Origin of the sequence: Mycobacterium sp. D16R24 (genome assembly GCF_002013385.1) — a bacterium.
Taxonomy (GTDB): domain Bacteria; phylum Actinomycetota; class Actinomycetes; order Mycobacteriales; family Mycobacteriaceae; genus Mycobacterium.
The window spans coordinates 16,454-40,447 of record NZ_MAEV01000033.1 but is presented as its reverse complement, the minus strand read 5'-3'; the positions used below and the strand labels follow the sequence as shown (position 1 = coordinate 40,447).

Below are 23,994 nucleotides of genomic sequence, written 5' to 3'. Positions count from 1 at the left end.
GCAGAACTTCGGGTCCGCCGCCCAAGCCGGGGCGTCCCTGGCATCCTCGGCGCAGTCCGGTGCCGTGAACCCCATGGACGCGGTCGCGCTGGTACAGGGCGTTTCTGGGGGTATCAGCGATACCGCTGACGCCGTGAGTTCCGGTGCGTCGATCGCCTCCACATGGATCAACAACGCCGGTCAGGGCGCCCAGCTGGCCGCCGATGCCAACCCGCAACTCAAACCCCAGGCCGAACAGGTGCAGCAGGTCACGCAGGCCGGTGGCCAAGTCGCTGATCTGACCGGCAAGGTGGCTGGCGGTGTCTCCCAGGTCTCCGGAATGGTCAACACCGCTTCAAGTCTCGGTGCATCCGGCATGCCCGACACGTCGGGAGCCACCGATGCACTCTCGGGGACCGCGACCGCTGTCAACGGTCCTACTGATGTCCCTAAACCACCGACACCACCGTCCGGGCCGTCGCAGTCGCCGTCGAATGTGAATGCCCTCGACAGCACAACGACGCGCGCACCCCAACGGCCACCCCAAGCGTCGAATCCGAATGCGGGCAGTTTGTCGTCTCTTCCTGGGGTTCACGATCTCCGCCAGGCGCCCCAACAGCTAACGCCCACTCTGCAATCTGGCCAGGTGGATGCCTTCCGGGCCCTCGTCCGCCAGAATCTCGAAAACCAGCATGTACCTGCCGACCAGATCGACCAGCGGGTCAACGACGCCGTTACGCAGGCACAGACCCCACGGTTCATGCCTGCCCCGGAGCCTATGCGCACACCTGGGGAGGTGCCACTGGATAAGCCGCTGGGGGATCGGTTTAACGATTTCGTGACCAATGCCAACGAAGGCGGCAACCAGCTCGCTGACAACATGTTGCAGCAAGGCAAGAACCTCACAGGACAAGGCGGGCCAGGCGCGCCCGGTGTCGTCGACTCGTGGAAAGACCTCGGCGTCAATTCCGCGAAGGGACTATTCGAACAGACCGCCAATCCTCTTGGCAGCATGGCCAACGATGCACAGCGTGTATACGACAACCCAGGAAAATTCTTCGGCGAAAAACTTGTAGAGACGGCTGCAATCGCACCGGGCTTACCTCTGGGTGGCGAAGGCGCAGCCATAGAACGCGGCCTGACCTCGAGCGTCGGAAGCGAGGCTACGCGCCTTACTGACACGGCCACGCGATATCACTCCGCGCTAGATCCGATCGCACAAAACATGCGAACCACCGGGGCGATGTCAACACGAGAGGGAACGGACCTCATTGCAAGTGGTAAGAGGGACCTGACCCCAGCTCAACGAGCACTCGTGCAGCCGGGTGAACAACTCGCAAAGAACCCGTCCCTACATGCTGAGACAACTCTGATTAAAGCGGCTAAGGCGGCAGGGCTAACACCCCAACAGATTGCTGTCACGCGGTTGATATGCCCAGATTGTACGACTGCTATTGTTGAGTCAGGTGGCACAATCCTGCCAGGTGGACTAGGAGCAGCATGGCCGAAGTAACTAGTTACCCAAATCCGTTCCCGGAAGCGCGCATTAAAGCCTCCGCAAAAAACACTCCGCCAGTGGAGTTGTTTATTTATGCATTGTCAAGTGTGCAACGGGCAGTAGCTTTGGGGGCGGAGGTACTTGGTAGCTTTTATGAACCTGACCAGGTAGCAATAGATGGGGCGCTATCCGCATCCTGGGGCGTGGTCAACGATGGCAGTGACGCGGATCTCGCTGCCTATGTACCTGCATTGTTTGAGAGGATGCTACCCGAAGACGATCAGGGATATACATTCTATAATTCGGTTGTCAACGACATTTTTTCTGCCGCTGCATATGCAATTCACGTCTTGACTGGTCCGGCTGAATCAGCGTCGGAGAGCGCCTATTACGCATCTGAGAACCTGTTCAACCTCGCCGACCTCGTGCTGCACCGAGATAGGAATGAATATGTCGCCGATATAGCCGCCGAGCCTATTATCGCTGCGACTCTAGGCTATATAGAATCCGATCTGGACAAAATGGATTCAGGAACTCTAAATCAACAGTCAGCTGATATTCGGCCGCGATTGATCGGAGAGGGCCGTCGTCTCGCGCAACTTGCCACCTAGTTTAGTTGGCGGTATCCGGGGTGGCGGTGGTGCCACTACTTGGGGCGGGTTTTGGCTTTGTGAGGCGGTACCGGGTTCCGGTTGTTCGGCCCGCCCCGTCCACGTAGCTGTGCTCCCGTTTCGGTGAGCGCGTCGTGGACGTACCCGTAAGAGTGTCCACCACCGGCAGCCAGGGCGCGGATCCTGGCTCCACCTTCATAGGCCGCTTTCAGGGCCGTGCGTTCCTGAGCACGTTCCGTCCCGGTTGTTTTCATTCGCTTTCCCCGTTCCCGTCGCGACTGGGTGTTGATTCTCGCAGGTTGGCCACCTGGCCTATTGCTCCTGCTTCCATACGATCTGGATTTTCGTCGGATCGAAGTAGCCGCCCCTGGCTTCCGTCCCCGTGTGGTGGGCGGGATAGTGACTGTCATCGGCGTGTCAATGACCTTGCCCCCGCACATCGGGTGGTGTTTTAGGCTCCAGATCGGCTACGTCGTACACGCAACGCCGACCTAGCCGATAACTACGCGGCCCCGTCCCGGTGGCACGCCAATACCGCATCGTGTTCTCCGGTACACCGCCGAGGTACGCGGCAGCCTCCTGCATGCCTAACCGTGATGGGGTCATCCTGCAAAACCTTCCCTGGTTGTCGGCCTCGGAGCTATCCAAAGCCGTTGTGGGACCCAGCATTGCATCGCCTATCGAGTTCATGTGGGTGGCGCAGCCCCGCGAGCGCATCAGCCCAAAACGGCTGGCGCACAACCCGAATCGCATTGGTGTGACTTGGCCACAGCCATCGTGACAGAAGGGTGCGGCGCTAAGACGGGATCAGGCCCTATCGTCGTCTGCACCATATCCGTACGCAAAACGTACGTAACATAGCCGTCAATAGCCATCGCTCACCGCTGTTGTCCAATAGTCATTTATGGCATTTGAACTGCGAAGACAATGATGATCCGTCAACAGCCGTCAATGGCCATTTCATCAGAAATGAGTTCATGGAGAACTACGCGATGTGGGCCGAACAGATCAACCGCACCGGCGCGGTCCACGAACCGGAGCGCCACGTGGCCCAATCACCCATCGCCATGGATGACATCGCGCGGGTGGCCGCGGCGGTTCTTTGTTCGGGCGATGAGCGCCTGGGTAAGAGGTACCCGATTACCGGTCCGGAGGGGGTGACCCGGCAGCAGCTGGTGCAGACCATCGCCGATGTGGCGGGCGTGGAGGTGCGCTATGTGATCAGCTCACCTGAAGAGGTGGTACGTGAGCTGAGGCCGACGATGGGAGATCGGGCCCAGTGGTACGTCGAGACCCTGACCGACCCTGCTTTCGAACAGCCGGCGAACACCTTGGTGGCCGAACTGACCGGGTACCCGGGTACCACTTTCGCGCAGTGGGTGGCCGACAACGTGGGACTCTTCCGCTAGATCGCAATCTGTCCCCAGATTCGTCCACAGAACTCCACAGTTTCCACAGGCTCGCCGGGCTGCAGGGTTTGCCCGGCGGTGGGTGATCTGCTAGCCGGTGTCGGTGCCCGGGGGTAGACACCACATGTGGTCCAGCCACTGCCGGACGCCTGGACACGCCGCGCGTACGACACGCCCATATTTCAGGGGTGTCAGGTCTCACGACCAGGGAATTTCATGAATGTTGTTCAGAACATCTTGTATAGGTTCCGATTGTCGGACACTAGGTGTAGTGTCTGGAACACCGAAAGGCCGGGAATCAATCCGGGCCGCCCGGCCCGGATTCTCGCCAGATCTTCTGGCTGATCCTGGCGCTCAGCCACCACGGGCGACACGGAATTTTCCGGGGTGCTGGACTGCTGAAAACTTTGTTGAGATGTACACGATCGATTCGCTGAGGAGCTACGCATGAGCATCACCGTCTACACCAAACCCGCCTGCGTACAGTGCAACGCGACGTACAAGGCCCTCGACAAGCAGGGCATCGAGTACAGCGTCGTGGACATCACCGAGGTTCCCGAGGCGCGCGATTACGTGATGGCGCTCGGCTACCTGCAGGCGCCCGTGGTCGTGGCCGGTGACGATCACTGGTCGGGTTTCCGTCCGGACCGCATCAAGACGCTCGCTGGCGCAGTCGCAGTGTCTGCCTAATAAGTAGTACGGGAGCCGGGCATGGCCCATCTGGTCTATTTCTCCAGCGTGTCGGAGAACACCCACCGCTTCGTTCAGAAGCTGGGTGTTCCCGCCACCCGGATCCCGCTGCGTGGCGACATCGAGGTTGACGATCCCTATGTCTTGGTCGTACCGACGTACGGCGGTGGGCATCCGGTTCCCGGCCAGGCCGGGGGATACGTCCCCAAGCAGGTCGTGAAGTTTCTCAACAATGAACACAACCGGTCCCTGATCCGCGGGGTTATCGCGGCCGGGAACACTAATTTCGGTGCGGAGTACTGCTACGCCGGCAAGGTCATCTCGGCCAAGTGCGACGTGCCATATCTGTACCGCTTTGAACTCATGGGCACCGTAGAAGACGTGCAGCAGGTGCTCTCTGGACTCGACGAATTTTGGAAGGACACACCGTGGCGCCAACCGCGACAACTGCAGAACCTGTGACCTCTGCGCACGGCTCGGCTCACGGCGAGCTGGACTATCACGCCCTCAACGCCATGCTCAATCTGTATGACGCCGAGGGCAAAATCCAGTTCGACATGGACGCTGCGGCAGCGCGGCAGTACTTCCTGCAGCACGTCAACCAGAACACGGTCTTCTTCCACAATCAGGACGAGAAGCTCGACTACCTGATCGAGAAGGAGTACTACGAGCGCGAGGTACTCGATCAGTACTCGCGTAACTTCGTGAAGTCGCTGCTGGACCGGGCGTTCGCGAAGAAGTTCCGGTTCCCGACCTTCCTGGGCGCCTTCAAGTACTACACCTCTTACACGCTGAAGACCTTTGACGGAAAGCGCTACCTGGAGCGTTTCGAAGATCGCGTGGTCATGGTGGCGCTGACGCTGGCCTCGGGTGACACCACGCTGGCCGAGAAACTCGTCGACGAGATCATCGACGGACGTTTCCAGCCGGCTACCCCCACCTTCCTCAACTCGGGCAAGAAGCAGCGCGGCGAGCCGGTGTCCTGCTTCCTGCTGCGCATCGAGGACAACATGGAGTCCATCGGGCGCTCCATCAACTCGGCGCTGCAGCTGTCCAAGCGCGGTGGCGGTGTGGCCCTGCTGCTCACCAACATTCGTGAGCACGGCGCGCCGATCAAGAACATCGAGAACCAGAGCTCGGGTGTCATCCCGATCATGAAACTGCTGGAAGACTCGTTCTCTTATGCCAACCAGCTGGGTGCTCGTCAGGGCGCCGGGGCCGTGTACCTGCATGCGCATCACCCGGACATCTTCCGTTTCCTGGATACCAAGCGGGAGAACGCCGATGAGAAGATCCGCATCAAGACGCTGTCGCTGGGCGTGGTGATTCCGGACATCACCTTCGAGCTGGCCAAGAAGAACGAGGACATGTACCTGTTCTCGCCGTACGACGTCGAGCGCACCTATGGGGTGCCGTTCGCCGACATCAACGTCACCGAAAAGTACTACGAGATGGTCGATAACGGCCAGATCCGCAAGACGAAGATCAAGGCGCGCGAATTCTTCCAGACCCTCGCCGAGCTGCAGTTCGAGTCGGGTTACCCGTACATCATGTACGAGGACACCGTGAACCGGGCCAACCCCATCGAGGGCAAGATCACCCACTCGAACCTGTGCTCGGAGATCCTGCAGGTGTCGACGCCTTCGTTGTTCAACGATGACCTGTCGTACGCCAAGGTGGGTAAGGACATTTCGTGCAACCTGGGCTCGCTGAACATCGCCAAAACGATGGACTCCCCGGACTTCGCGCAGACCATCGAGGTGTCGATCCGCGCGCTGACCGCGGTATCGGATCAGACGCACATCTGGTCGGTGCCCTCAATCGAGCAGGGCAACAACGACTCTCACGCCATCGGTCTTGGGCAGATGAACCTGCACGGCTACCTGGCTCGCGAGCGGATCTACTACGGCTCCGAAGAGGGTGTGGACTTCACCAATATCTACTTCTACACGGTGCTGTACCACGCGCTGAAGGCGTCGAATCGTATTGCCATCGAGCGCGGCAAGAGCTTCGGTGGCTTCGAGAGGTCGAAGTACGCCAGCGGTGAGTTCTTTGACAAGTACACCGAGCAGGTGTGGGAACCGGCGACCGATAAGGTGCGGCAGCTCTTCGCCGACGCCGGGATTCGCATTCCGACACAGGATGATTGGCAGCGGTTGAAGGAGTCGGTGCAGCAGCACGGCATCTACAACCAGAACCTGCAGGCGGTGCCGCCGACCGGATCGATTTCCTACATCAACCACTCCACGTCCTCGATCCACCCGGTGGCCTCGAAGATCGAGATCCGCAAGGAAGGCAAGATCGGGCGCGCGTACTACCCGGCGCCGTACCTGACGAACGACAACCTGGAGTACTACCAGGACGCGTACGAGATCGGTTACGAGAAGATCATCGACACCTATGCTGCGGCGACTCAGCACGTGGATCAGGGTCTGTCGTTGACGCTGTTCTTCAAGGACACCGCCAGCACGCGCGACGTGAACAAGGCGCAGATCTACGCCTGGCGCAAGGGAATCAAGACGCTGTACTACATCCGGCTACGTCAGATGGCGCTGGAAGGCACCGAGGTTGAGGGCTGCGTCTCCTGCATGCTGTGAGGCTCTTCCAGTTAGGTTGCAGGCCAGGGAAAATTTTCCCTGGCCTGCTTCTTTATCTGGGCGACGGCGATCTACTTTCGCCGCTCAACCAGCTGTCTCTGGTCGCCTGCACCTAACCCTGATCAGCCGGATACGTGGCTGCCGTCGGCGGTGTAGCCTCGACGGTCCGCAGCACGTATCCGTCGCCGATAGTCTCGGTGCGGTGGAGGCCACGCGATCGGGTGAGAGCCCGATCGAGCTCGGTGTCGAGGGATGCATCTGCACGTTTCGTGGCCCTGCTCGCTTCCCCCTATGGGTTCTCTTCAGCAAGCAGAGTGTTTGCTATCCACATGGACAGGTGTCTCTATCGGGGCGTAGTGTCACGTCCCTGAGGGCTTTGCGGGATTCGACGGAGGCGGCGTGGCGGGGAACGATCGATCGACTGAACAGCTAACAGCGGTAACGGACTGCCGTGATCTGGCACATTCTGCTGCGGCTACACAAGAGTTGCCTGCGCGGAATCTTGAACCGCATCTCCGGGTTGAAGGTGGCTTCGGTCGTCGGCTAGCGGCTTTCGCTGCTGGAGGCGCCCTGGTGGTTGGCTCGGTGGCCGCGTTGCACCGCCTGTACCGCAGTGGCGATGGTGCAGCAGAGCTGATCGGCTGGGCCGGGTTGTTGCTGCTGGGCATGACAGCGCTCGGAGGCGGGATCAAGCTCGCGATGTGGGGCGCCAAGCCAGTAACGGCCGCGCTATCTGATGAAGCCAAGGAGCGTTTGTCAGAACCCTTGTTGGCGATCGTAGCGGCTGCGGCGGTGGTCGCCGGGGCGTTGGGGATGTGGTGGGTGTTTCGGGGCGGATATGCCAGCTGGTGGCAGCACCTCACCGGTGAGCGTGGCTGGTCGTTATCGCTTGGGGTTGGTCAGATGCTCGTCGCGGTGCTTGCCGGTGCAGCACTGTTCGCTGGCGGCCGGTACTTGACCGGTTTGGCCAAGGAAGCTCTCACCGATTCGGGCCTGCTCATTGAGCGTGATCAGACGACCGGCAGGCGCGGCGCGCCGGAAGGGCTGTGGCATCCGGGCCTGGTGGCGGCTTTGATCGGTGGTGGTTTGGGGTTGGTGCTGCTGACCGCCGGAATCGCCCCGCGGTTGTATGTATGGATTACCGGCCCCGATGTGTTTCCCGCTATTGCCGCGATCGCCTTCGTGTTGTTGTGGGCGATCGGCTCGAATCTGGGGTGGTGGAAAGGTCTTGGCGGGCTTTACAAGTGGGCTACTGATGCCTCGCAGAAGGCTACGGCGACTGCGGGTGTTGTTGCGGTGTTGATGTTCTCGGCAAGTGGTTTGGGTTTGGGGTGGTTCACGCCGGCGACGGTGCCGGTGGCGCGCGCGGCGTGCCCGCCGGATTGTGGAGGGCCGGGCGGTAGCGATGGCCCTCCTGGGGGTGGGCAGATGTTTCAGCCTCCCAGTCAGGGTGGGCCGCAGATGCCGGACTATCAGGGCGGTATCAATCAGCCGCCGATGGATCAAAACGGCTCGATATCGATCTACAACACTCAGGCACCCTCGATCAGCAACAACGGTGCTCACGGCTCCAGTGGGCAGCAGGGTCCTCAGCAAGGGTGGGATCAGCCCGCGCACGGCACTCAGCCTCCCAATTACCAGAACGCGACGCCGTATACCCAAGGACCGGGCAGGCCGAATCCAGATTTCAACGGCGGACAAACCAACCCGGGCAACAATGCGGGATCGCAAGGTGGTCAACCGAATCAGGGCGCGCAGCAGGCACCTCAACAGCAACCGCCTCAACAGGATGCGGGGCAGCAGCCGAACCAGTCGTCGGATCAGCAGAAGATCGATGACCTGACTCGCCAGCTGCAGGAGAAACAGCAGCAGTCCGGTCAGGATCGGCAGCGCATTGACGATCTGACCAAGCAGCTGCAGCAGAATAAACAGAACCAGAAGCAGCAGCAGTCGACGAAGTTACCGTCGAAGGACAAGAAGAAGGACGACAAGGACGAGCAGGGCGACCGCGATAAGCAGTCGCAGAACACCGACCTGGCCTCGCTGCTACTCGGTGCGGCGTCGACGCGGCGGCGTAAGCAGGACGAGCAGGAGCAGGGCCCGGATACTCAGGCGCTCGGTCAGGATGCATCCCAAGCGGTGCAGGGTCTTCCGGGTGATGTGCAGACCTATGTGCAGTCCGGCCAGCAGATCGGGCAGTCGTCCGGGCAGGCCGCGCAGGGTTTCGGCTCGGCTGCGCAAGCCGGTGCCTCACTCGCATCGTCGGCGCAATCTGGTGCAGTGAATCCGCAAGACGCCGTCACGGTGGTGCAGGGTGTCTCGCAAGGAATCCAGGGCACCGCCGACGCGGTGAATGCGGGTAGTCAGATTGTGAAAACTGCTCAGGGAGAAGCTGATCAGGTCGCCCAGGCGGTCGGGGACGCCAACCCACAGCTGAAACCGCAAACTGAACAGTTCACCCAACTCAATGACACTGTGTCGAAGGGCACTGATCTTGTCGGGCAGGGTGCGCAGCTGACCTCGCAAGGTGCTGGTGCGGTCAACTCGGTGAGCAGCGTGGGGTCGGGTGGAGTGCCGACGGGGGCGGCGGGTGAAGCGCCAGCAGAGATGGTGGGGTGGGCGACTTCGGCAAGCGGTCCAGCAGCTTCTCCGATGAAATTCGGTGGTCCGCAGCCCGCGCTGCCTGCCCCGCCGGTGCCCCCTGATCCGCCGGTACCGATGACGGGTGACCAGATTCGACAGGAAATTGCCGGGCTTCCCCGTGGAAAGAACCCGCCGATCAGGCAGGTGCCTACCGATGCGGACCTTCGTGGTTGGTATGACAAATGGTCGCGAGGTGGAAAACCGATCCAAGACCCCAATTACAAGGGTGAATGGGTGCAGTTGCCGGACGGCACGAAGGTGAACTGGAGAGACACGAGCGGAAAGTCTGAGGGGCCGGCGGTCGATGTTGTCTATCCAAAGAACAGCGAGGGGCGCCCGACAGACAAGGTCCACAGGGCCCCAATTGCGGAGGGAGGTGGAGGTGTGCCGAGAGAGGGGGCTGCGGCGCCTGCGGCTCCAAGGGCCGGTTCTCCCTCGCCAGCCGCTCCAAGGGCCGGTTCAGCACCAGTTGCCCCTCCGGCACCTCGGGGTGGGGGCTTTCCCGTTGGCGCGCCGCCGGGAATTCTCGAGACGATTCCGCACCAAATAGTTCCCAATGACCATGAAATTGCCAATGACATCATCGGTGGGTCGGGTAACTTCGAAGTGGAGGACCCGTAATGAGGATCGAAACGCCTCTGACTGCAAGGGAATCAACGGAGGTAGAGATGGCCTATGAGAGTCTTACGCCGGGTCAAAAGGTCCTAATCGAAGGTATGGGCGATTGGGTGGAACTTGCCCTTGTTCACTGGCATGTACAGCAATCAGACCCCAAAGCGCCCCTTAGCGCAGTCCAGCGCAACACTCTCGCACTGATCCGTTCACTTACGGATGATGGGCTTTTCGAACTAGGCTCGTATCCTCCGAGCGCGTCAGGATTTGTCCGGGCCTCTGACACCGAAGGTACATTGGGCCAGATTGCAGACGCATACGTTAACCACTTTGCTGACGGCGAGTGGGAGCGTAAATGGTTGCTCAATATCACTCCTAAGGGCGAGCAGATTGCCCAGCCTTTTATGGAGGCATACCGACGTGAGTGGGACGCGCAATCTAGTGAGTAGGGCTTGATCACGCGCTGGTAGTCGGCCGTCAGCTTGTTGCCACACAAGAAGCGGACTTTGGTTCGCCGCTGCGACGATGATTGCCGCCACGGCGATCCGCGGGCTCACAGACGATTCCCCATGCTGGCGCGCGCGATCGAAGAGTTCGACGTCGTGCGTTTGTGAAGAGCGGCTCTGCCATCGCACGGATTCTTCGCGCCGTCGGAGTGGAGTTTTGGCGCAGCACCTCTTGGTAGCTCTGGCGTTCGGTGATTAGCCACGGCGGCTTCTCCTCGGGCACCTGATCGATCTGCAGGGGTCGCCTACAAGTACACGTCCAACTCCTCGCCGCGGCGGCGGGTTTCATGAACTGTGCGTTCGCTCACGCTCGGGTACGCCTCTGGGTGTTGCCCGCATAGTGAACCTAGATCTGGGCGGAGTGTCACCAACGTGCGAATTCTGTCTATTATGGCGTTATGACTCAAGGGATTTCGCGCCGGTGGCCCAGGGAAGGGGCTGGGCTTGCCGTCTCTGCCATTGCGGTGACGATCGCTGCGGGAGTCGGCGGGGTGGCCGTAACGAGTGCCGCGGAAACCTATGGGCGTCTGCAACAGCCCGGTTGGGCTCCACCGGCCGCACTGTTTGGCCCTATGTGGACCGTGCTGTATGCGTCGATGGCGGTATCGGCATGGCTGGTATGGCGGTCATATCCCTCACCAGAGAACCGGCTGCCTCTGGCGGCGTACGGGATACAGCTCGTCCTGAACATGGCGTGGACACCCCTGTTCTTTGGTCTTGGCTGGCGGGGAACGGCATTCATCGAGATCCTCGTGCTGTGGGGATTCATTGCCGCAACGGTGATGCTGTTCTGGCACAGAAGCCGTTGGGCCGCAATCTTGTTGCTTCCCTACTTAGCATGGACGACCTTCGCGGCGGTGCTGAATTTCTCGGTGTGGCAGCTGAATAGCTAGTGGTCTTGCCTGGCCCGGTAACGGTGCAGCGCGATGTTTCTTTCCTCTGCGTGATCGAGGATGGTAGTCGGATATCCGTGAAGGTGGCCGTCGGAGTGCTTCCAGGGCGTGAGGGCTGAGGTGCCGGGCAGGTGCTGTAGTTCAGGGATGTATTTGCGTATGTAATCGCCATTCGGGTCGAACTTTTGTGCCTGAGCCGTCGGATTAAAGACCCGGAAGTACGGGGCGGCATCGGTGCCCGTTCCTGCGACCCATTGCCAGCCGTGTGTATTGGATGCGCTGTCGGCATCGATGAGGTGGTTCATGAAGTGCTTGGCTCCGTGCGGCCACCAGATGTGGAGATCCTTAGTAAGGAAGCTCGCGGTGACCATCCGTACTCGGTTGTGCATCCAACCTTCGGCAAGTAGTTGCCGCATACCTGCATCAACCAATGGGTATCCGGTTTCTCCGCGCTGCCAGGCCGTAAAGCCCTCGCCGGGTTCGGTGTAGGACAAATGCGCTAGGGCATCGGTTAAGTCGGCGTGCGCGGAGTGTGGTTGGTGATAGAGCACGTCGGCGTAGAAGTCTCGCCAGGCCAGCTCCGAAACGAACTTGGCGGCGTCTTGGCCCGCGATGGCGGCCAGGTCGGCGAGCATGGTGCGGGGATGGATGGCGCCGACTTTCAGATAGGGCGAGATCCTGGATGTGGCGTCCAGATCGGCGCGGTCACGACGTACGGCATACCCGGTGAGATCGTGTGTGAGGAAGTGTTCCCACAACATGCGGGCCGCTACCTCGCCCGCGGGCGGCATGGTGATGCTGCATCTTTGGGCCAGTTCTGTGAGTGCCGACCTGACGGGACCCAATTGCGCGGGCTCGGGAGGCTTGGTCCAGGAAGGCCTCGTTTTCAGGTGGGCGGGGCGCGGCCAGTGGTGCTCGCGCCAGGCGCGTTCGAATGCGGTGAATACCCGGTACGGGGACCCGTCGGATTTGGTGATCCGCCCCGGCGTCACTACGTAGGGTGAGCCCGTCTCGATCCAGTCCACGCCGATCTCGGCCAACGCGGCCGATACCGACGTATCCCGGCGCCTACCGAAAGGGGTCGTCTCCCGGCTTACGTGCACCTCAGTTGCGCCGACACGTTCCGCGAGCCCTGTAAGGACCTGTTCCGGCGCACCGGAATGGAGGCAGAGCCGCCCGTCGAGTTGGTTGTCAAGGTCAACAACGTTGGCGGCAAGCCACGCATCCCGCGGACGTGGTGCGCCGCTCAGCAACTGCGGGTCCAGGATGAACACGGCAAGTACATCGCTGCGCGCGGCCGCGGCTTGGAGTGCGGGATTGTCGGCCAACCGCAAGTCGCGGCGGGCCCACCAGATAGCGGTCACGAGCGGAGATGACTTCCCAAAAGATGGCCCAAGGCCGGACCGATGCTGGGAGTCCGGAAAACATGCTGGCGGTCCAATAGTGCTGCGGGAGAAACACGCTGACTTGCCATCGCGAGCTCTTCGGCACCCTCGCGTCCGAGCAGCAGTGCGGGGCCGAAGGCAGGCACTGGTATGACCGCCGGGCGGTGGACTGCCTGGGCCAGTGCGCGCGTGTATTCGACGTTGCGGACTACGCCGGGTGCCACGGCGTTGAGGGGGCCCGATAGTGAAAGGTCCCACAGGCAGCGGTGATAGATGTCGACCAAGTCGTCGATGCCGATCCAAGGCAACCACTGGGTGCCAGAGCCCAGTCGCCCGCCGAGACCCGCCCGGAAAAGCGGTAGCAGGAGCTTGAGGGTTCCGCCGCGTGGTGACTGCACAATGCCGGTGCGGACAGTGACGACCCGTGTCCCGGCGCTCTCGCCTGTTGATGCTGCCTGCTCCCAACGAGCGACCACGTTGGAAAGAAAGTCTGCCGTCGGCGGGGGTGGGCTTGTTTCGGTGAGGGTTTCATCGTCTCGGTTCTTTCCGTAGTACCCCACCGCCGAGGCGCAGACGAACGTGCGAACACCTGCGGATGCGGCAGCTCGGGAAAGCAGGCGAGTGGGCTCGATTCGGCTTGAGGCGATGAGCTCTTTGTGCCGCGGGGTGAAGCGTCCGGCGATGGTGGCACCCGCCAGATGGATGACGGCATCGACGTCTTCCAGTGCGGCCGGGTCCGGGTCGTCTGGTTCCCAGTTCCGGTCGGTGCGGTGGATCGGCTTTCCGCGGACCAGGCGGATCACGCGGTGCCCACCAGTGTTCAGGAAGGCGGCAAGTGCGGTACCCACGAGGCCGGATGCGCCGGTGATTGCCACTGTCGAGGCGTTCATTCCGTGGTCGGCGGCCATGCGGTGTGCGGCCAGATCCCCGGTGAGCTGCCGGTGACGATATGCGATGAGTTCGGCCAGAAACCTTCCGGGAATGGGGGTCTCGATGGTGTCGCGTACCCGAGTGCGGCCGCCGTCGAGTGGCTCGAACTCGTGGATATGCCGCCAAGGCAACAAACCACTTACCGCCGACCGCAGTCCCGTCGCGACGCCTTCGTCGACGAATCGTCGGCCGGGCAGGAAAGCATCCTGATTGTGCCGGGAGACCCAGCGCAGGCCTGCCGGCAAGTCCAGTACGGCAGTCCCGTCACACAGCGAGGCCGCTTCGGTACGCAGCTCGAGCGGCGCCCACGGTGCAGCCAAGCGTCTGAACGCGCCCGGCCTGGAATACCAGGCGAATACGTCCTCGACGGGCGCGTCGACAATCACCGAACCACTGCTACCCATAAGTCTCCGATCATCGGGAAGGCTGGTTTCGAAGCGCTCTACGTGTCCCTTTAGAGGGCGTCGTCACCCCGTGCGTGGATCGGGACTGCGACCTCGTTGCGTCGAGCGCACGAGAGTGTCCACGGTGGGTCGTAGAACCAGGCTTGGGGATCGCCCGCGATCTGTATGTCGTTGTTGCGCAGGATATTGAGCAGCTCATCGGTGCGTCTGGCGACGGTGGCCGCCGATCGGTCACCGCTGAAGCGCAGCACTGCGAGCGTTTCAGCGGGCACTTCGGTGAGCCGGATGCTTTCATCGCCGGGAGTGGGCAGGCTAGCCAGTGTCCATTTCGCCGGCATGTAGAACCGGATTATTGAACCGCCAGCAGCGCTTGATAATTGGCCAACAGGGGCCGTCATGGCGATGGTGTCGTTTTGTTGGGCTACCGGTGCGGTCATGGCGATCTTGGCCTGCCGGTGGTTCTTGCCGAAAATGTAACCCGCAAGGCGGCGAAAGCCCTCACTGCGTGCCAGGTCATCATCGGCCAAGACGATCGTTTCTGCCGCGACTCGGCTGCTGTACTGCCTGATCTGCACCGAAGCGGTCAGTGGCCGTGACGAGTATTGCGGTTCTTCGGTGCCTGTGCGGACCCCGAAGATATTGCCCGCGGCTTTGAGCAGTTCGACACCGAGGGTCCAGAGCGGCACGATGGCGCTCATTTCTTGCTCCTTTCGTTCTCGAGATATGGGAGGTGCAGCTTGGAGAGGGTGAACTGGGCGACGTCGATGTAGCCGATGCGGAAATACTTCGCACATCCGGTGAGGTACTTCATGTACCGCTCATACACAACCTCGTCCTGGATAGCGATGGCCTGATCCTTGTGTTCCTCAAGTGCCGCCGCCCACAGGTCCAGGGTCTTGGCATAGTGCGGCTGTAGTTGGTGTATTCGCGTGCAGCTGAAGCCCGCCCGCTCGGCATGCTCGCGCACCATGTCGATGGACGGCACTCGTCCGCCGGGGAAGATCTCGGTGACCATGAATTTGATGAAGCGCGCCAGCTCGAAGCTCAGCGGCAGGCCCTTGGCCACGATCTCCTTCGGGTGCAGTCCGGTGATGGTGTGCAGCAGCATCACGCCGTCATCGGGTAGCGCGTTGTAGGCGAACCTGAAGAAGTCGTCGTAGCGGTCAAAGCCGAAATGTTCGAACGCGCCGATCGACACGATCCGGTCGACCTTGCCCTCGAACTCCTCCCACCCGTGCAGCTGGACGGTCTTTGACCGGGTACTCGACGATGCCGCCAAAAGCTTCTCGACGTGCGCCTTCTGATTATTACTCAGGGTCAAACCGATGACGTTGACGTCGTACTTCTCCAATGCCCGGTTGATGGTGGCGCCCCAACCACACCCCACATCCAGCAGCGTCATCCCGGGCTCAAGGTGCAGCTTGCCCAACGCCAAGTCGATCTTGGCCAGCTGCGCTTCCTCGAGAGTCATATCGTCGGGCTCGAAGTAGGCGCAGCTGTAAGTCTGAGTCGAGTCGAGAAAAAGGCGGAAGAAGTCATCCGACAGGTCGTAATGGGCCTGGACATCGGCGAAATGCGGGCGCAGTCGCGGTGAGTCTGGCATCTGGGCAGAACCTTTCATTGGCGGTGCGGGGACGTCTACCTGCCGCCCTTTCTTCTGAGGAGTGGATGCGCTCCAGGGGCATGTGTGCGCAGCTCTGTTGTCTATTCGGTGCCGAACGTCATCTGGATGGGTCGGTTGCGTAAAAAGGCCTAGCCCGCGCCGAGACGCCATCCGATAGAGGCAGTACCCATCCGCGGGCAGGTTTACTCCGAATACCGGGTGTGAGTGAAATATCTGGACCCGGCGGGGCACGGTCCATCGCCGTCATCGGCAGTGGGGTGGCCGGATTGACCGCAGCTTATGTGCTGTCCGCCTACGACCGGGTCTCGTTGTACGAGGCCGATGTGCGTTTCGGGGGCCACGCTCACACCCAGTTCGTCGATGCCGGCCAAGGTGCGCTGACCGCGGTCGACACCGCGTTCCTGGTGCACAACGACCGGACCTACCCCACACTGTGCCGATTGTTCGACGAACTCGGTATCGCCACCGACGACACCGATATGTCGATGTCGGTGCGCGACGACAGCACTGGGCTGGAGTACGCCGGTGCGAGGGGCGTACGCGGCCTCTTCGCCTCGCCCGCCACGGCGAGTCCCCGCTATCTGTGGATGCTGGTAGAGATCAAGCGGTTTCATCGCCACGCTCGCCGACTGCTCGCTGACCCTGACGCGGACGGCAACGCCCTGAGTCTCAGGGATTTCGTTCAGCAGTTGGGTTTTTCACAGTTCTTCCTCGGCCGCTTCCTGACACCATTGGTGGCCGCCGTGTGGTCCTGCCCGCCCGGACAGGCCATGGCGTACCCGGCGCCGTACCTGTTCAGGTTCCTGGACCATCACGGCATGCTGTCGGTATTCGGGTCGCCGCAGTGGAAAACAGTCACAGGGGGCTCGCGCACGTATGTCGACGCAGTGATACGCGGCCTACACGAGGCGTTCACCGCTTCCCCTGTCGCCCAGATCAGACGGACTCCCGAGGGCGTTGTGGTGACAGCCGCGGGGCACCCGCCGAAGGTGTTCGATGCCGCCGTGATCGCGACGCACCCCAATCAGGCACTGGCCCTGCTGGCGCAATCGACCGATGCCGAGCGTGCGGTGCTGGGTGCCATTGGGTACGTGAGCAATTCCGCACAACTACATACCGATGAGTCGCTATTGCCGCGACATCCACACGCCCGTGCATCGTGGAACTACCTGTGCGGCGGCGGTACCCAAGGCGTCGTGGTGACGTATGACATCACCCGGCTGATGAGATTGCCTGGCCCGCGCAGGTTTCTGGTTACCCTCGGCGGCGAGCACTTGGTAAACCCCGGGGCGGTGCTTGCCGAGATGACCTACGAACACCCGGTCTATACGTCGCAATCTGTTGCCGCCCAACGCAGACTGTCAAGCCTCAACGATGACCAGATCGCGTTTGCTGGTGCGTACCACGGATGGGGTTTCCATGAGGACGGCGCCGCCTCGGGCCTACGCGCAGCACAAGCACTGGGTCGGGACTGGCCGGTTGGTGCGGCTGCCAAGCGCGAGCTCCACGTGGGAGCACGATGAATTCCGCGACGACGGTTCCCTGCCTGTACCGCACCCGGATCATTCATGTGCGGCGTTCGCCGGTCACGCACCGATTCACCTATCGCGGCTATTGCTGGTACATCGATATCGACAAGCCACCGCGCCTGCCGCTCGGCCTGGGCGCCTTCGCCAGTTTCCAAGCACGGGACCATTTCCGGGGCGGCGACGATGACACGCTGCGCCAACGTGTAGACCGATTCTTAGCCTCGCAGGGGGTAGACCTGGGTGGCGGTACGGTCACTGCGCTGTTGCAGGCGCGGGTGTTGGGGCATGTCTTCAACCCGCTGAGTCTGTACTGGTGCCACGACCGTTACGGCAATCTCGCGCACATCATCGCCGAGGTCCACAACACTTACGGCGAGCGACACGCATATCTGCTGCCTCCGATTGCTAATTCTGAAGTGGCCAAACAGCTTTACGTTTCTCCCTTCAACGGCGTCGACGGGCGATATCGAGTTCGTGCTGCCCGCCCCGGCGAGACGCTGAACATCAGTGTCTCGCTGCAGCGCAGCGGCCAGCGGCCGTTCTTCGCCGCGGTGCGCGGCATCCGGCGCCGGGCCCGGGTCGGTGAATTGTTGTGGTTGCAGGCCGTTGCGCCCTTGGCGCCGCTGATGGGTGCGCTGGCCATCCATATAGAAGGGATCAGGCTGTGGCTGAAAGGGCTACCGGTGGTAGAGCGCACACCTACACACGGGAGGGAGAGGGCGGCGTGAACGGGCATCCCGACAGCGCCACCATCGATGTGCGCGATATCAGAGCGCATCGCGGGCCGGATATCACGCCAGTTCCTTCCGGGCCGCTGATGGCGGCACGGGCGGTGGTAGCCGACAAGCTGCTGCGTCGTGCGGCCGCGCGGCTCCCGGTGCGGTTGGTGTACCCCGATGGGTCCGTCGTGGGGGCAGCAGATGCATCCCTGCCCACCATGAGAATCTGGCGGCCCGCGGCGCTGGCACGACGCCTGGGCCGGTCAGGCTTGATCGGATTCGGTGAGGCATACATGGCCGGAGACTGGGATTGCGAGGAGCTGGCCGACTTTCTCACCCAGTGGGCCGGGTCCGTGGAGGACCTGGTTCCTCCTGTGCTACAGCGCTTCCGACGTATCGCTGTGCCGCGCGTCCCTCAGGCCCAACGTAACGAGCCACCGCAGGCCCAACGCAATGTTGCGCATCACTATGACCTGTCGAATGAGTTCTTCGCCATGTTCCTGGACGAGACGATGACGTACTCGTGTGCACTGTTCGACCACATACCAGGCGCAACAGAGATACTGGCGGATGCTCAGCGGCGCAAGATTGACCGCTTGCTGGACCACGCACGGGTGGGCCCCGGCACCCGGATTCTCGAGATCGGTACGGGCTGGGGGCAAGTGTGCTTGTCGGCAGCCGCTCGCGGAGCGCATGTACGGTCGGTGACTTTGTCGACCGAGCAACAGAAGCTGGCCCAGCAGCGGGTACAAGGTGCCGGGTTGTCCGACCGAGTGCAGATAGAGCTACGCGACTATCGAGACGTGCAGGGCCAATACGACGCCATCGTGTCGGTAGAAATGATCGAAGCGGTTGGATTCGATTTCTGGACAACGTATTTCCAAACCATCGACCGATTGCTCAAACCGGGCGGCCGGCTGGCCCTTCAAGCCATCACGATGCCCCATGAGCGGATGCTTGCCAGCCGCAATACCCACACCTGGATACAGAAGTACATCTTCCCCGGCGGTCTGCTTCCCTCGGTGCGGGCAATCGCCGAAACGACCACTGATGCCACGGATCTGCGGACCATCGAGACGGTATCCCTGCGACCCCATTACGCCGAGACACTGAGGTTATGGAGTCAGCAGTTCGCGGCTCGGCGCGAGGCCGTGTCGGCGTTGGGCTTCGACGACGCGTTCTACCGCATGTGGGAGCTGTACCTGGCGTACTCGGAAGCCGGATTTCGTTCCGGGTATCTCGATGTCCACCAGTGGATTTTCCAGCGAGGTCAACAATGAACTTTCTGATGGTGATGGTGTGCTCGCTGGGGGCCGTGGTGGCCGTGCACAGTGTCACTTTCCTGATCGGCCACCGCATCGGCCGCTACAACGTGGTCGACGTCGCATGGGGCCTCGGGTTTATCGCAGTGGCCGCGGTGTGCACCGCGCTCGGTGACGGTGACCGGCAGCGCCGGGTTCTGCTGCTCGTGCTCATCGGGTTATGGGGAGCCAGACTGTCCGGGCACATGCTGGTGAAATCAGCTGGTAAAGGGGAGGATCCGCGGTACCGCGACTTGCTCGGCGCCGATTTCTCTGTGCCGCATGTGCTCCGCAAGATCTTCGTCATCCAGGCCGCCGCCACCTGGCTGGTATCCATACCCGTCCTGCGCTCAGCCGTTGAAGGGCCCACTCCAGAGTCACTGCGCCCCGTGTTGGCCGCCGGTATCGGGTTATGGCTGCTCGGAATGCTTTTCGAAGCGGTGGGTGATTGCCAGCTGCGCCGTTTCAAACAGGACCCAGCCAACAAGGGCAAGATCATGGACCAGGGCCTATGGGCCTGGACTCGGCACCCGAACTATTTCGGCGATGCCTGCGTGTGGTGGGGGCTGTGGTTGGTCACCATCACCGGTTGGCAATCGTTGGCGACAGTGCCGTACCCCGTGCTGATGACCTACTTCCTGGTCCACGCCACCGGCGGTCGCCGCACCGAGAAGGCAATGGCCGGGCGGCCCGGATTCACTGACTACCAACGTCGGGTGTCGTTTTTCGTGCCGCGTCGCCCGAAACGCGGATCATCGTGAACATTCTCCGTGATGCGTTTAGGCTCACGGGCGTGACCGGCGACCTCGATGTCCTTTTGCGCCGTGTCGCCGACCGCGATACCGCGGCGTTTGCCGCTCTCTACGATCACACCCGCGCACGCGTTTACGGTCTGGTGTTGCGGGTATTACGCGACTCCGGCTACAGCGAGGAGACAACGCAAGAAATCTACCTACAGATTTGGCGGTCGGCCCAAAGCTATGACCCGACCGCCGGCTCGCCCCTTGCCTGGATCATGACGTTGGCTCATCGTCGTGCCATCGACCGCGTGCGCTCAGAGCAATCTGCGGCCGACCGCGAGTCACGCTATGGCGCTGCCACGATCGAGCGAGCTGTCGACGAGGTCACTGAATCGGTGATCCGCAACGAAGAACAGCGGCAAGTCACCGTATGCCTCGAAACGCTCACGGACACCCAGCGCCAATGCCTGCATCTGGCCTACTACGACGGTTTGACTTATAACCAAGTCTCGCAACGACTTGCCACGAATCTGGCAACCATCAAATCTCGGATGCGTGACGCAATCAAGGCGCTGCGCCGATGCCTGGGGACACCATGACCGAACCCAACGACCTCACCGCCGCCGCAGCCCCCTACGCATTGCACGCGTTGCCCGATGATGAACGAGATCAGATCGACCACTGGCTGTCGGCCGGCGCGACCGAACAAACGCTTTCCTTTACCGAGGAAGTGCGTGCCACACGGGAAACCATGGCGGCCTTGGCGGCAAGCACCGCGGTCGAACCCCCGGCCCGGCTTCGCTCACGACTACTCAAGATAGTCGCCCGGGACACCGAAAGAGTTTCCAGGACAACAGATATCAATCGCTGGCGGGCGCCCCTCGTGGCCGTTGCGGCCGCCACCGCTATCGGGCTGGCCGCCGCCGGAATCGGCACTATCCTGTGGCCTCCGCCTCCGAGTGCGCAGCAAGTCTTCACTGCAACCGATGTGCGGACCGTCACTGGCGCCATTCCCACCGGTGGTACCGCGACCGTCGTCTACTCGCGGCAGAAGAACACTGCGGTGTTGGTGATGAACAATGTCGCCCCACCACAGCCCGGCACCGTGTACCAAATGTGGCTGATCGGCGACCGCGGGCCGCAGTCCGCGGGAACGATGGATGCTCAGGCCGTCGCACCCTCGACTACGGCAGTCATACCTCGCCTCAATGACTCCACCGCACTGGCATTCACTGTCGAGAACGGCCGAGGTTCGACCACGCCAACAGGCCCGGTCATCGCGCAACTACCGCTGAACCAGTAGCGCACTGCGGTACCGCGTGTGGGCTCAGTTCTCGCGGGCCTGTTCCGCGTGCAGAGCCTTCAGGCGTCGCTCTTCACGCAGCACGTTCTGATAGCTCTCGCGTTCCGCGACCAGCCACGCTGGCTTCTCCTCGAGCAGCTGGTTGATCTGCTCGGTAGTGAGCGCACCCTCGACGCCGCCGCGTGAGAGACCGGAGATCGAGACACCCAGCTTGGCTGCCACGAGGTTCTTCGGGTGCGGTCCGTTCTTGCGGAGGTCCTTGAGCCATTGCGGCGGGTCCGCTTGCAGGGCCGCGAGCTCGGCACGGGTAATCGGGTTCTCCTGGAACTCCGCGGGTGTCGCTTGCAGGTACACGTCCAGCTTTTTCGCCGCGGTAGCGGGTTTCATGGACTGCGCGTTCAGCCTGCTCATAGGACCAGCCTATCGGTAGCCTGAGGCAGTGACCTCGCGCTCCCTCACCCTCGGGTACGTCCCCGGCGGGACACCCGCGAAGTGGGCTCGGGTCTGGGCGCAGCGTCACCCCGAGGTCCCGCTGCAGTTGTGCGTCGTTGCGGCAGCCGACGCGCCCACTGCGGTGCGGGAGGGGACCGTCGATATGGCGCTGCTGCGGCCGCCGGCCGACACCTCCGGGCTGGCCGTCATTCCCCTCTACGACGAGGCAACGGTGATCGTGGTGCGGACCGATCACGTTCTCAGTGCCTTCGACACGTTCACCGCCGCAGACCTCGACGGCGAGCCGATGCTGCTCCCACTCGATGACGTCCTCGCCTGGGCCGGTGCTCCCGGTAGCCCAGTCGATCACCGGCCGGAAACCACTGAGGATGCAATAGAACTCGTCGCCGCAGGAAGCGGCGCGCTCATCGTTCCGCAGTCACTGGCGCGGCTGTATCACCGCAAGGACCTCACGTACCGTCCGATCACCGATGCGCCCGCCTGCCCGGTGGCACTCGCTTTTCCGGAAGGGCCGCAGACGGAACTGGTCGACGAGTTCATCGGCATTGTGCGGGGCCGCAAACCCGGGTCATCGCGGGGGCAGGATCAGCCCGCACAGAAGCGCACCGCACGGGAGAAGACCATCGCGAAGCAGGCCGCCCGCGCGGCAGCGGGCAAGCGCGCCAGCAAGCCGATCCCGGCCAAGCGCGGGCGGCGCTGACGCATTGTCTTACCTCGAGTCTGAATCTCACGACGTTTTTCGGCCCGAAACCGTCGTGAGATTCCGAGTCGTCGGTGGTATGACTAATCCATGAGCTCCGACGAATGGCTGGAAGCACTGCGAAAGGGGATAGCGTCGGTCGCTGCCACCCCGCCCGAATACCTCGCGCGTGACGCACCGTCCTGTCCGGGCTGGACGGCACGCGATGTGATGGCCCATCTCGGCGGAGTGCATCGCTGGGCCGTGGGAGTCGTTATCGGGGAAAAGGTTCCGTACACTGATGTCGACCTAGACGCTCCGTCGGGGGAGACTGTCATCGGTTGGTACTCCGATCGCGCCGACAATCTCATCGCCGCCCTGACATCGAAAGACCTTGATGCACCGACGAAGTCGCCCTTCGGCGAGCGGCCGGTGCGATTTTGGTATCGCCGCCAGGCAAATGAGGTGGCGGTACACCGCTGGGACATCGAGCATGCCTACCGCGGATGGGACGCCGAACCCATCGACGCTGCCCTGGCGGCCGACGGCATCGGCGAGTGGTCGGAGCTGTTTACGCCCAGGCGTATCGGGCGTGACGGCGGTACCCCGGAAGACCTTCGGGGAACGCGGATCCTCCTGCAGGCCAGCGAGGCCGGTGGTTCCTGGCTGCTACGTGTGGACGCCGAAGCCATCGGCATCGTCGATGACGACGCCGAACCGGATGCCACGATCACGGCGTCCACGTCCGATCTGCTGCTTGCGCTGTGGCACCGGGTTCCGTTGTCACGCTTGACAGTCGACGGGGATGCCGCCCGCGTGGAGCAGGTGCTGGATCTAATCCGGATCTAGTACCGGCCGAGCGGGGCTCGATCGGCGTATCAGCCACGTCGTGAGCGTCGCGAGGAGCAGGAGCACCCATCCGATCCACAGCGCATCGAGCCCGATGCGGTGGTACGTCGCGGCGCCCGACACGGCGCCGACGGTCAGGCCCGCCCACAGTGTGATGTAGCGCAGCCACACCCATCGGGGTCCGCCGAAGAACGCATCGACGAGCCGCTGTCCGGCCTTCACGACCGTGCCGGTGATGTAGGTGAGGCCAACCTGGACCTCGCCGGAGCGCTGGAAAACCGAGTTCATCTCACCCATGGCCAGCGCCGTGACGAGCAGCGCCGCGACACCTGCTCCCAATTCCTGTGTGATCGCCGCCGCGGCCACGGTTGTCGAGGCGACGGCCAGCACGGCGACCCGCTCGTGGTCGCCGCTGACGCGGGACGCGACGGCGCCGATCATCACCCCGATGAAGAACATGGCGATCAAACCGGCTGCCTTGTAGGCGGATTCCCACTGTTGGGCGGCCGTCGAGGCGGCCATCCTGGTCGTGTTACCGCTCATGAAGGACAGGAAGTACCCGCCCAGATGCACGAACCCGATCGCGTCGAGAAATCCTGCGACACTCGACAGTCCGGTGGCGAGCACCATCTCGCGCCGC

22 protein-coding genes and 1 pseudogene are annotated in these 23,994 nt (G+C 62.2%); 16 read left to right on the top strand and 7 right to left on the bottom strand.

What is annotated here, in order from left to right; all coding sequences use genetic code 11:
- Together B4383_RS23710 and B4383_RS23705 are read left to right on the top strand one after the other, a co-directional pair.
- Positions 1-1,492: pseudogene (locus tag B4383_RS23710) on the top strand (hypothetical protein); the annotation flags it as partial.
- Positions 1,480-2,088, top strand: coding sequence for a hypothetical protein (locus tag B4383_RS23705; RefSeq protein WP_286150737.1), 609 nt, complete (start codon positions 1,480-1,482; stop codon positions 2,086-2,088). The pseudogene B4383_RS23710 and the gene B4383_RS23705, both read left to right, overlap by 13 nt.
- 35 nt (positions 2,089-2,123) lie before the next feature.
- Here B4383_RS23705 and B4383_RS23700 read toward each other — a convergent pair whose 3' ends face one another.
- On the bottom strand, positions 2,124-2,342 hold the full coding sequence (locus B4383_RS23700) for a helix-turn-helix domain-containing protein (RefSeq protein ID WP_078294037.1): 219 nt from the start codon (positions 2,340-2,342) through the stop codon (positions 2,124-2,126).
- A gap of 723 nt (positions 2,343-3,065) precedes the next feature.
- Here B4383_RS23700 and B4383_RS26820 point away from each other — a divergent pair.
- The 6 genes from B4383_RS26820 (at position 3,066) to B4383_RS23660 (ending at position 11,438) form a co-directional block, all read left to right on the top strand.
- Complete coding sequence (locus tag B4383_RS26820; protein ID WP_176126603.1) at positions 3,066-3,497, top strand: hypothetical protein; 432 nt, start codon at positions 3,066-3,068, stop codon at positions 3,495-3,497.
- A 447-nt stretch (positions 3,498-3,944) separates the two neighbouring features.
- The gene (locus B4383_RS23685; RefSeq protein ID WP_078294035.1) at positions 3,945-4,187 is read left to right on the top strand and encodes a redoxin NrdH; all 243 of its coding nucleotides are present in this window, start codon (positions 3,945-3,947) and stop codon (positions 4,185-4,187) included.
- Between the two features lie 21 nt (positions 4,188-4,208).
- A complete protein-coding gene (nrdI, locus tag B4383_RS23680; protein WP_078294033.1) occupies positions 4,209-4,649 on the top strand; it encodes a class Ib ribonucleoside-diphosphate reductase assembly flavoprotein NrdI in 441 nt (146 codons plus the stop codon).
- A complete protein-coding gene (gene nrdE / locus B4383_RS23675) occupies positions 4,646-6,784 on the top strand; it encodes a class 1b ribonucleoside-diphosphate reductase subunit alpha (protein ID WP_139361016.1) in 2,139 nt (712 codons plus the stop codon). The genes nrdI and nrdE overlap by 4 nt, the downstream gene beginning before the upstream one ends.
- 399 nt (positions 6,785-7,183) lie before the next feature.
- Positions 7,184-10,048, top strand: a complete 2,865-nt coding sequence (locus B4383_RS23670; protein ID WP_286150736.1) for a hypothetical protein — start codon at positions 7,184-7,186, stop codon at positions 10,046-10,048.
- Positions 10,049-10,943: 895 nt separating this feature from the next.
- A complete protein-coding gene (locus tag B4383_RS23660) occupies positions 10,944-11,438 on the top strand; it encodes a TspO/MBR family protein (RefSeq protein ID WP_078294027.1) in 495 nt (164 codons plus the stop codon).
- Here the strand turns inward: B4383_RS23660 and B4383_RS23655 are convergent.
- The 4 genes from B4383_RS23655 to B4383_RS23640 are packed head-to-tail and all read right to left on the bottom strand — an operon-like array spanning position 11,435 to position 15,760.
- A complete protein-coding gene (locus B4383_RS23655; protein WP_078294025.1) occupies positions 11,435-12,802 on the bottom strand; it encodes a deoxyribodipyrimidine photo-lyase in 1,368 nt (455 codons plus the stop codon). The two genes, B4383_RS23660 and B4383_RS23655, sit on opposite strands and share 4 nt — an antisense overlap.
- Complete coding sequence (locus B4383_RS23650) at positions 12,799-14,157, bottom strand: TIGR01777 family oxidoreductase (RefSeq protein WP_078294023.1); 1,359 nt, start codon at positions 14,155-14,157, stop codon at positions 12,799-12,801. The genes B4383_RS23655 and B4383_RS23650 overlap by 4 nt, the downstream gene beginning before the upstream one ends.
- A 50-nt stretch (positions 14,158-14,207) precedes the next feature.
- Positions 14,208-14,855, bottom strand: a complete 648-nt coding sequence (locus tag B4383_RS23645; protein ID WP_078294021.1) for a heme-binding protein — start codon at positions 14,853-14,855, stop codon at positions 14,208-14,210.
- Positions 14,852-15,760 carry a cyclopropane mycolic acid synthase family methyltransferase gene (locus B4383_RS23640; protein WP_078294018.1) on the bottom strand — a complete coding sequence of 303 codons (909 nt, stop codon included), beginning with the start codon at positions 15,758-15,760 and terminating at the stop codon, positions 14,852-14,854. The genes B4383_RS23645 and B4383_RS23640 overlap by 4 nt, the downstream gene beginning before the upstream one ends.
- A gap of 221 nt (positions 15,761-15,981) precedes the next feature.
- Between B4383_RS23640 and B4383_RS23635 the strand changes: the two genes are divergently transcribed.
- The 6 genes from B4383_RS23635 to B4383_RS23610 are packed head-to-tail and all read left to right on the top strand — an operon-like array spanning position 15,982 to position 21,373.
- A complete protein-coding gene (locus tag B4383_RS23635; RefSeq protein WP_176126607.1) occupies positions 15,982-17,304 on the top strand; it encodes an FAD-dependent oxidoreductase in 1,323 nt (440 codons plus the stop codon).
- Positions 17,301-18,038 carry a DUF1365 domain-containing protein gene (locus B4383_RS23630; RefSeq protein WP_078294013.1) on the top strand — a complete coding sequence of 246 codons (738 nt, stop codon included), beginning with the start codon at positions 17,301-17,303 and terminating at the stop codon, positions 18,036-18,038. Before B4383_RS23635 ends, B4383_RS23630 begins: the two co-directional genes overlap by 4 nt.
- Positions 18,035-19,309: a class I SAM-dependent methyltransferase gene (locus tag B4383_RS23625; protein WP_078294011.1), complete on the top strand. Its 1,275-nt coding sequence runs from the start codon at positions 18,035-18,037 to the stop codon at positions 19,307-19,309. The genes B4383_RS23630 and B4383_RS23625 overlap by 4 nt, the downstream gene beginning before the upstream one ends.
- A gap of 8 nt (positions 19,310-19,317) precedes the next feature.
- Positions 19,318-20,091 carry a DUF1295 domain-containing protein gene (locus B4383_RS23620; protein WP_078294045.1) on the top strand — a complete coding sequence of 258 codons (774 nt, stop codon included), beginning with the start codon at positions 19,318-19,320 and terminating at the stop codon, positions 20,089-20,091.
- Positions 20,092-20,123: 32 nt separating this feature from the next.
- Entirely contained in the window at positions 20,124-20,669 is a 546-nt protein-coding gene (gene sigK / locus B4383_RS23615; RefSeq protein WP_078294043.1) for an ECF RNA polymerase sigma factor SigK, read from the top strand.
- Complete coding sequence (locus B4383_RS23610) at positions 20,666-21,373, top strand: anti-sigma factor (protein ID WP_139361015.1); 708 nt, start codon at positions 20,666-20,668, stop codon at positions 21,371-21,373. The genes sigK and B4383_RS23610 overlap by 4 nt, the downstream gene beginning before the upstream one ends.
- Positions 21,374-21,397: 24 nt before the next feature.
- Here the strand turns inward: B4383_RS23610 and B4383_RS23605 are convergent, their stop codons facing one another.
- On the bottom strand, positions 21,398-21,784 hold the full coding sequence (locus B4383_RS23605) for a DUF5997 family protein (protein WP_078294001.1): 387 nt from the start codon (positions 21,782-21,784) through the stop codon (positions 21,398-21,400).
- 28 nt (positions 21,785-21,812) lie between these two features.
- Here B4383_RS23605 and B4383_RS23600 point away from each other — a divergent pair, with 28 nt between their 5' ends.
- Entirely contained in the window at positions 21,813-22,526 is a 714-nt protein-coding gene (locus tag B4383_RS23600) for a LysR family transcriptional regulator substrate-binding protein (RefSeq protein ID WP_078293998.1), read from the top strand.
- 90 nt (positions 22,527-22,616) lie between these two features.
- On the top strand, positions 22,617-23,354 hold the full coding sequence (locus B4383_RS23595) for a maleylpyruvate isomerase family mycothiol-dependent enzyme (protein WP_078293995.1): 738 nt from the start codon (positions 22,617-22,619) through the stop codon (positions 23,352-23,354).
- Here the strand turns inward: B4383_RS23595 and B4383_RS23590 are convergent.
- A complete protein-coding gene (locus B4383_RS23590; protein ID WP_078294041.1) occupies positions 23,340-23,984 on the bottom strand; it encodes a YoaK family protein in 645 nt (214 codons plus the stop codon). The genes B4383_RS23595 and B4383_RS23590 overlap by 15 nt on opposite strands.
- Positions 23,985-23,994: the final 10 nt, after the last annotated feature.

Excerpts from the sequence above, each read along its gene's own strand:
- nrdI (WP_078294033.1), top strand. The coding sequence starts at position 4,209 with ATGGCCCATCTGGTCTATTTCTCCAGCGTGTCGGAGAACACCCACCGC.
- B4383_RS23645 (WP_078294021.1), bottom strand. The coding sequence starts at position 14,855 with ATGAGCGCCATCGTGCCGCTCTGGACCCTCGGTGTCGAACTGCTCAAA.
- B4383_RS23705 (WP_286150737.1), top strand. The coding sequence starts at position 1,480 with ATGGCCGAAGTAACTAGTTACCCAAATCCGTTCCCGGAAGCGCGCATT.
- B4383_RS23640 (WP_078294018.1), bottom strand. The coding sequence starts at position 15,760 with ATGCCAGACTCACCGCGACTGCGCCCGCATTTCGCCGATGTCCAGGCC.
- B4383_RS26820 (WP_176126603.1), top strand. The coding sequence starts at position 3,066 with ATGGAGAACTACGCGATGTGGGCCGAACAGATCAACCGCACCGGCGCG.
- B4383_RS23590 (WP_078294041.1), bottom strand. The coding sequence starts at position 23,984 with ATGGTGCTCGCCACCGGACTGTCGAGTGTCGCAGGATTTCTCGACGCG.
- B4383_RS23685 (WP_078294035.1), top strand. The coding sequence starts at position 3,945 with ATGAGCATCACCGTCTACACCAAACCCGCCTGCGTACAGTGCAACGCG.
- B4383_RS23630 (WP_078294013.1), top strand. The coding sequence starts at position 17,301 with ATGAATTCCGCGACGACGGTTCCCTGCCTGTACCGCACCCGGATCATT.
- B4383_RS23610 (WP_139361015.1), top strand. The coding sequence starts at position 20,666 with ATGACCGAACCCAACGACCTCACCGCCGCCGCAGCCCCCTACGCATTG.
- B4383_RS23620 (WP_078294045.1), top strand. The coding sequence starts at position 19,318 with ATGGTGATGGTGTGCTCGCTGGGGGCCGTGGTGGCCGTGCACAGTGTC.
- B4383_RS23700 (WP_078294037.1), bottom strand. The coding sequence starts at position 2,342 with ATGAAAACAACCGGGACGGAACGTGCTCAGGAACGCACGGCCCTGAAA.
- B4383_RS23650 (WP_078294023.1), bottom strand. The coding sequence starts at position 14,157 with ATGGGTAGCAGTGGTTCGGTGATTGTCGACGCGCCCGTCGAGGACGTA.
- B4383_RS23605 (WP_078294001.1), bottom strand. The coding sequence starts at position 21,784 with ATGAGCAGGCTGAACGCGCAGTCCATGAAACCCGCTACCGCGGCGAAA.
- B4383_RS23595 (WP_078293995.1), top strand. The coding sequence starts at position 22,617 with ATGAGCTCCGACGAATGGCTGGAAGCACTGCGAAAGGGGATAGCGTCG.
- B4383_RS23660 (WP_078294027.1), top strand. The coding sequence starts at position 10,944 with ATGACTCAAGGGATTTCGCGCCGGTGGCCCAGGGAAGGGGCTGGGCTT.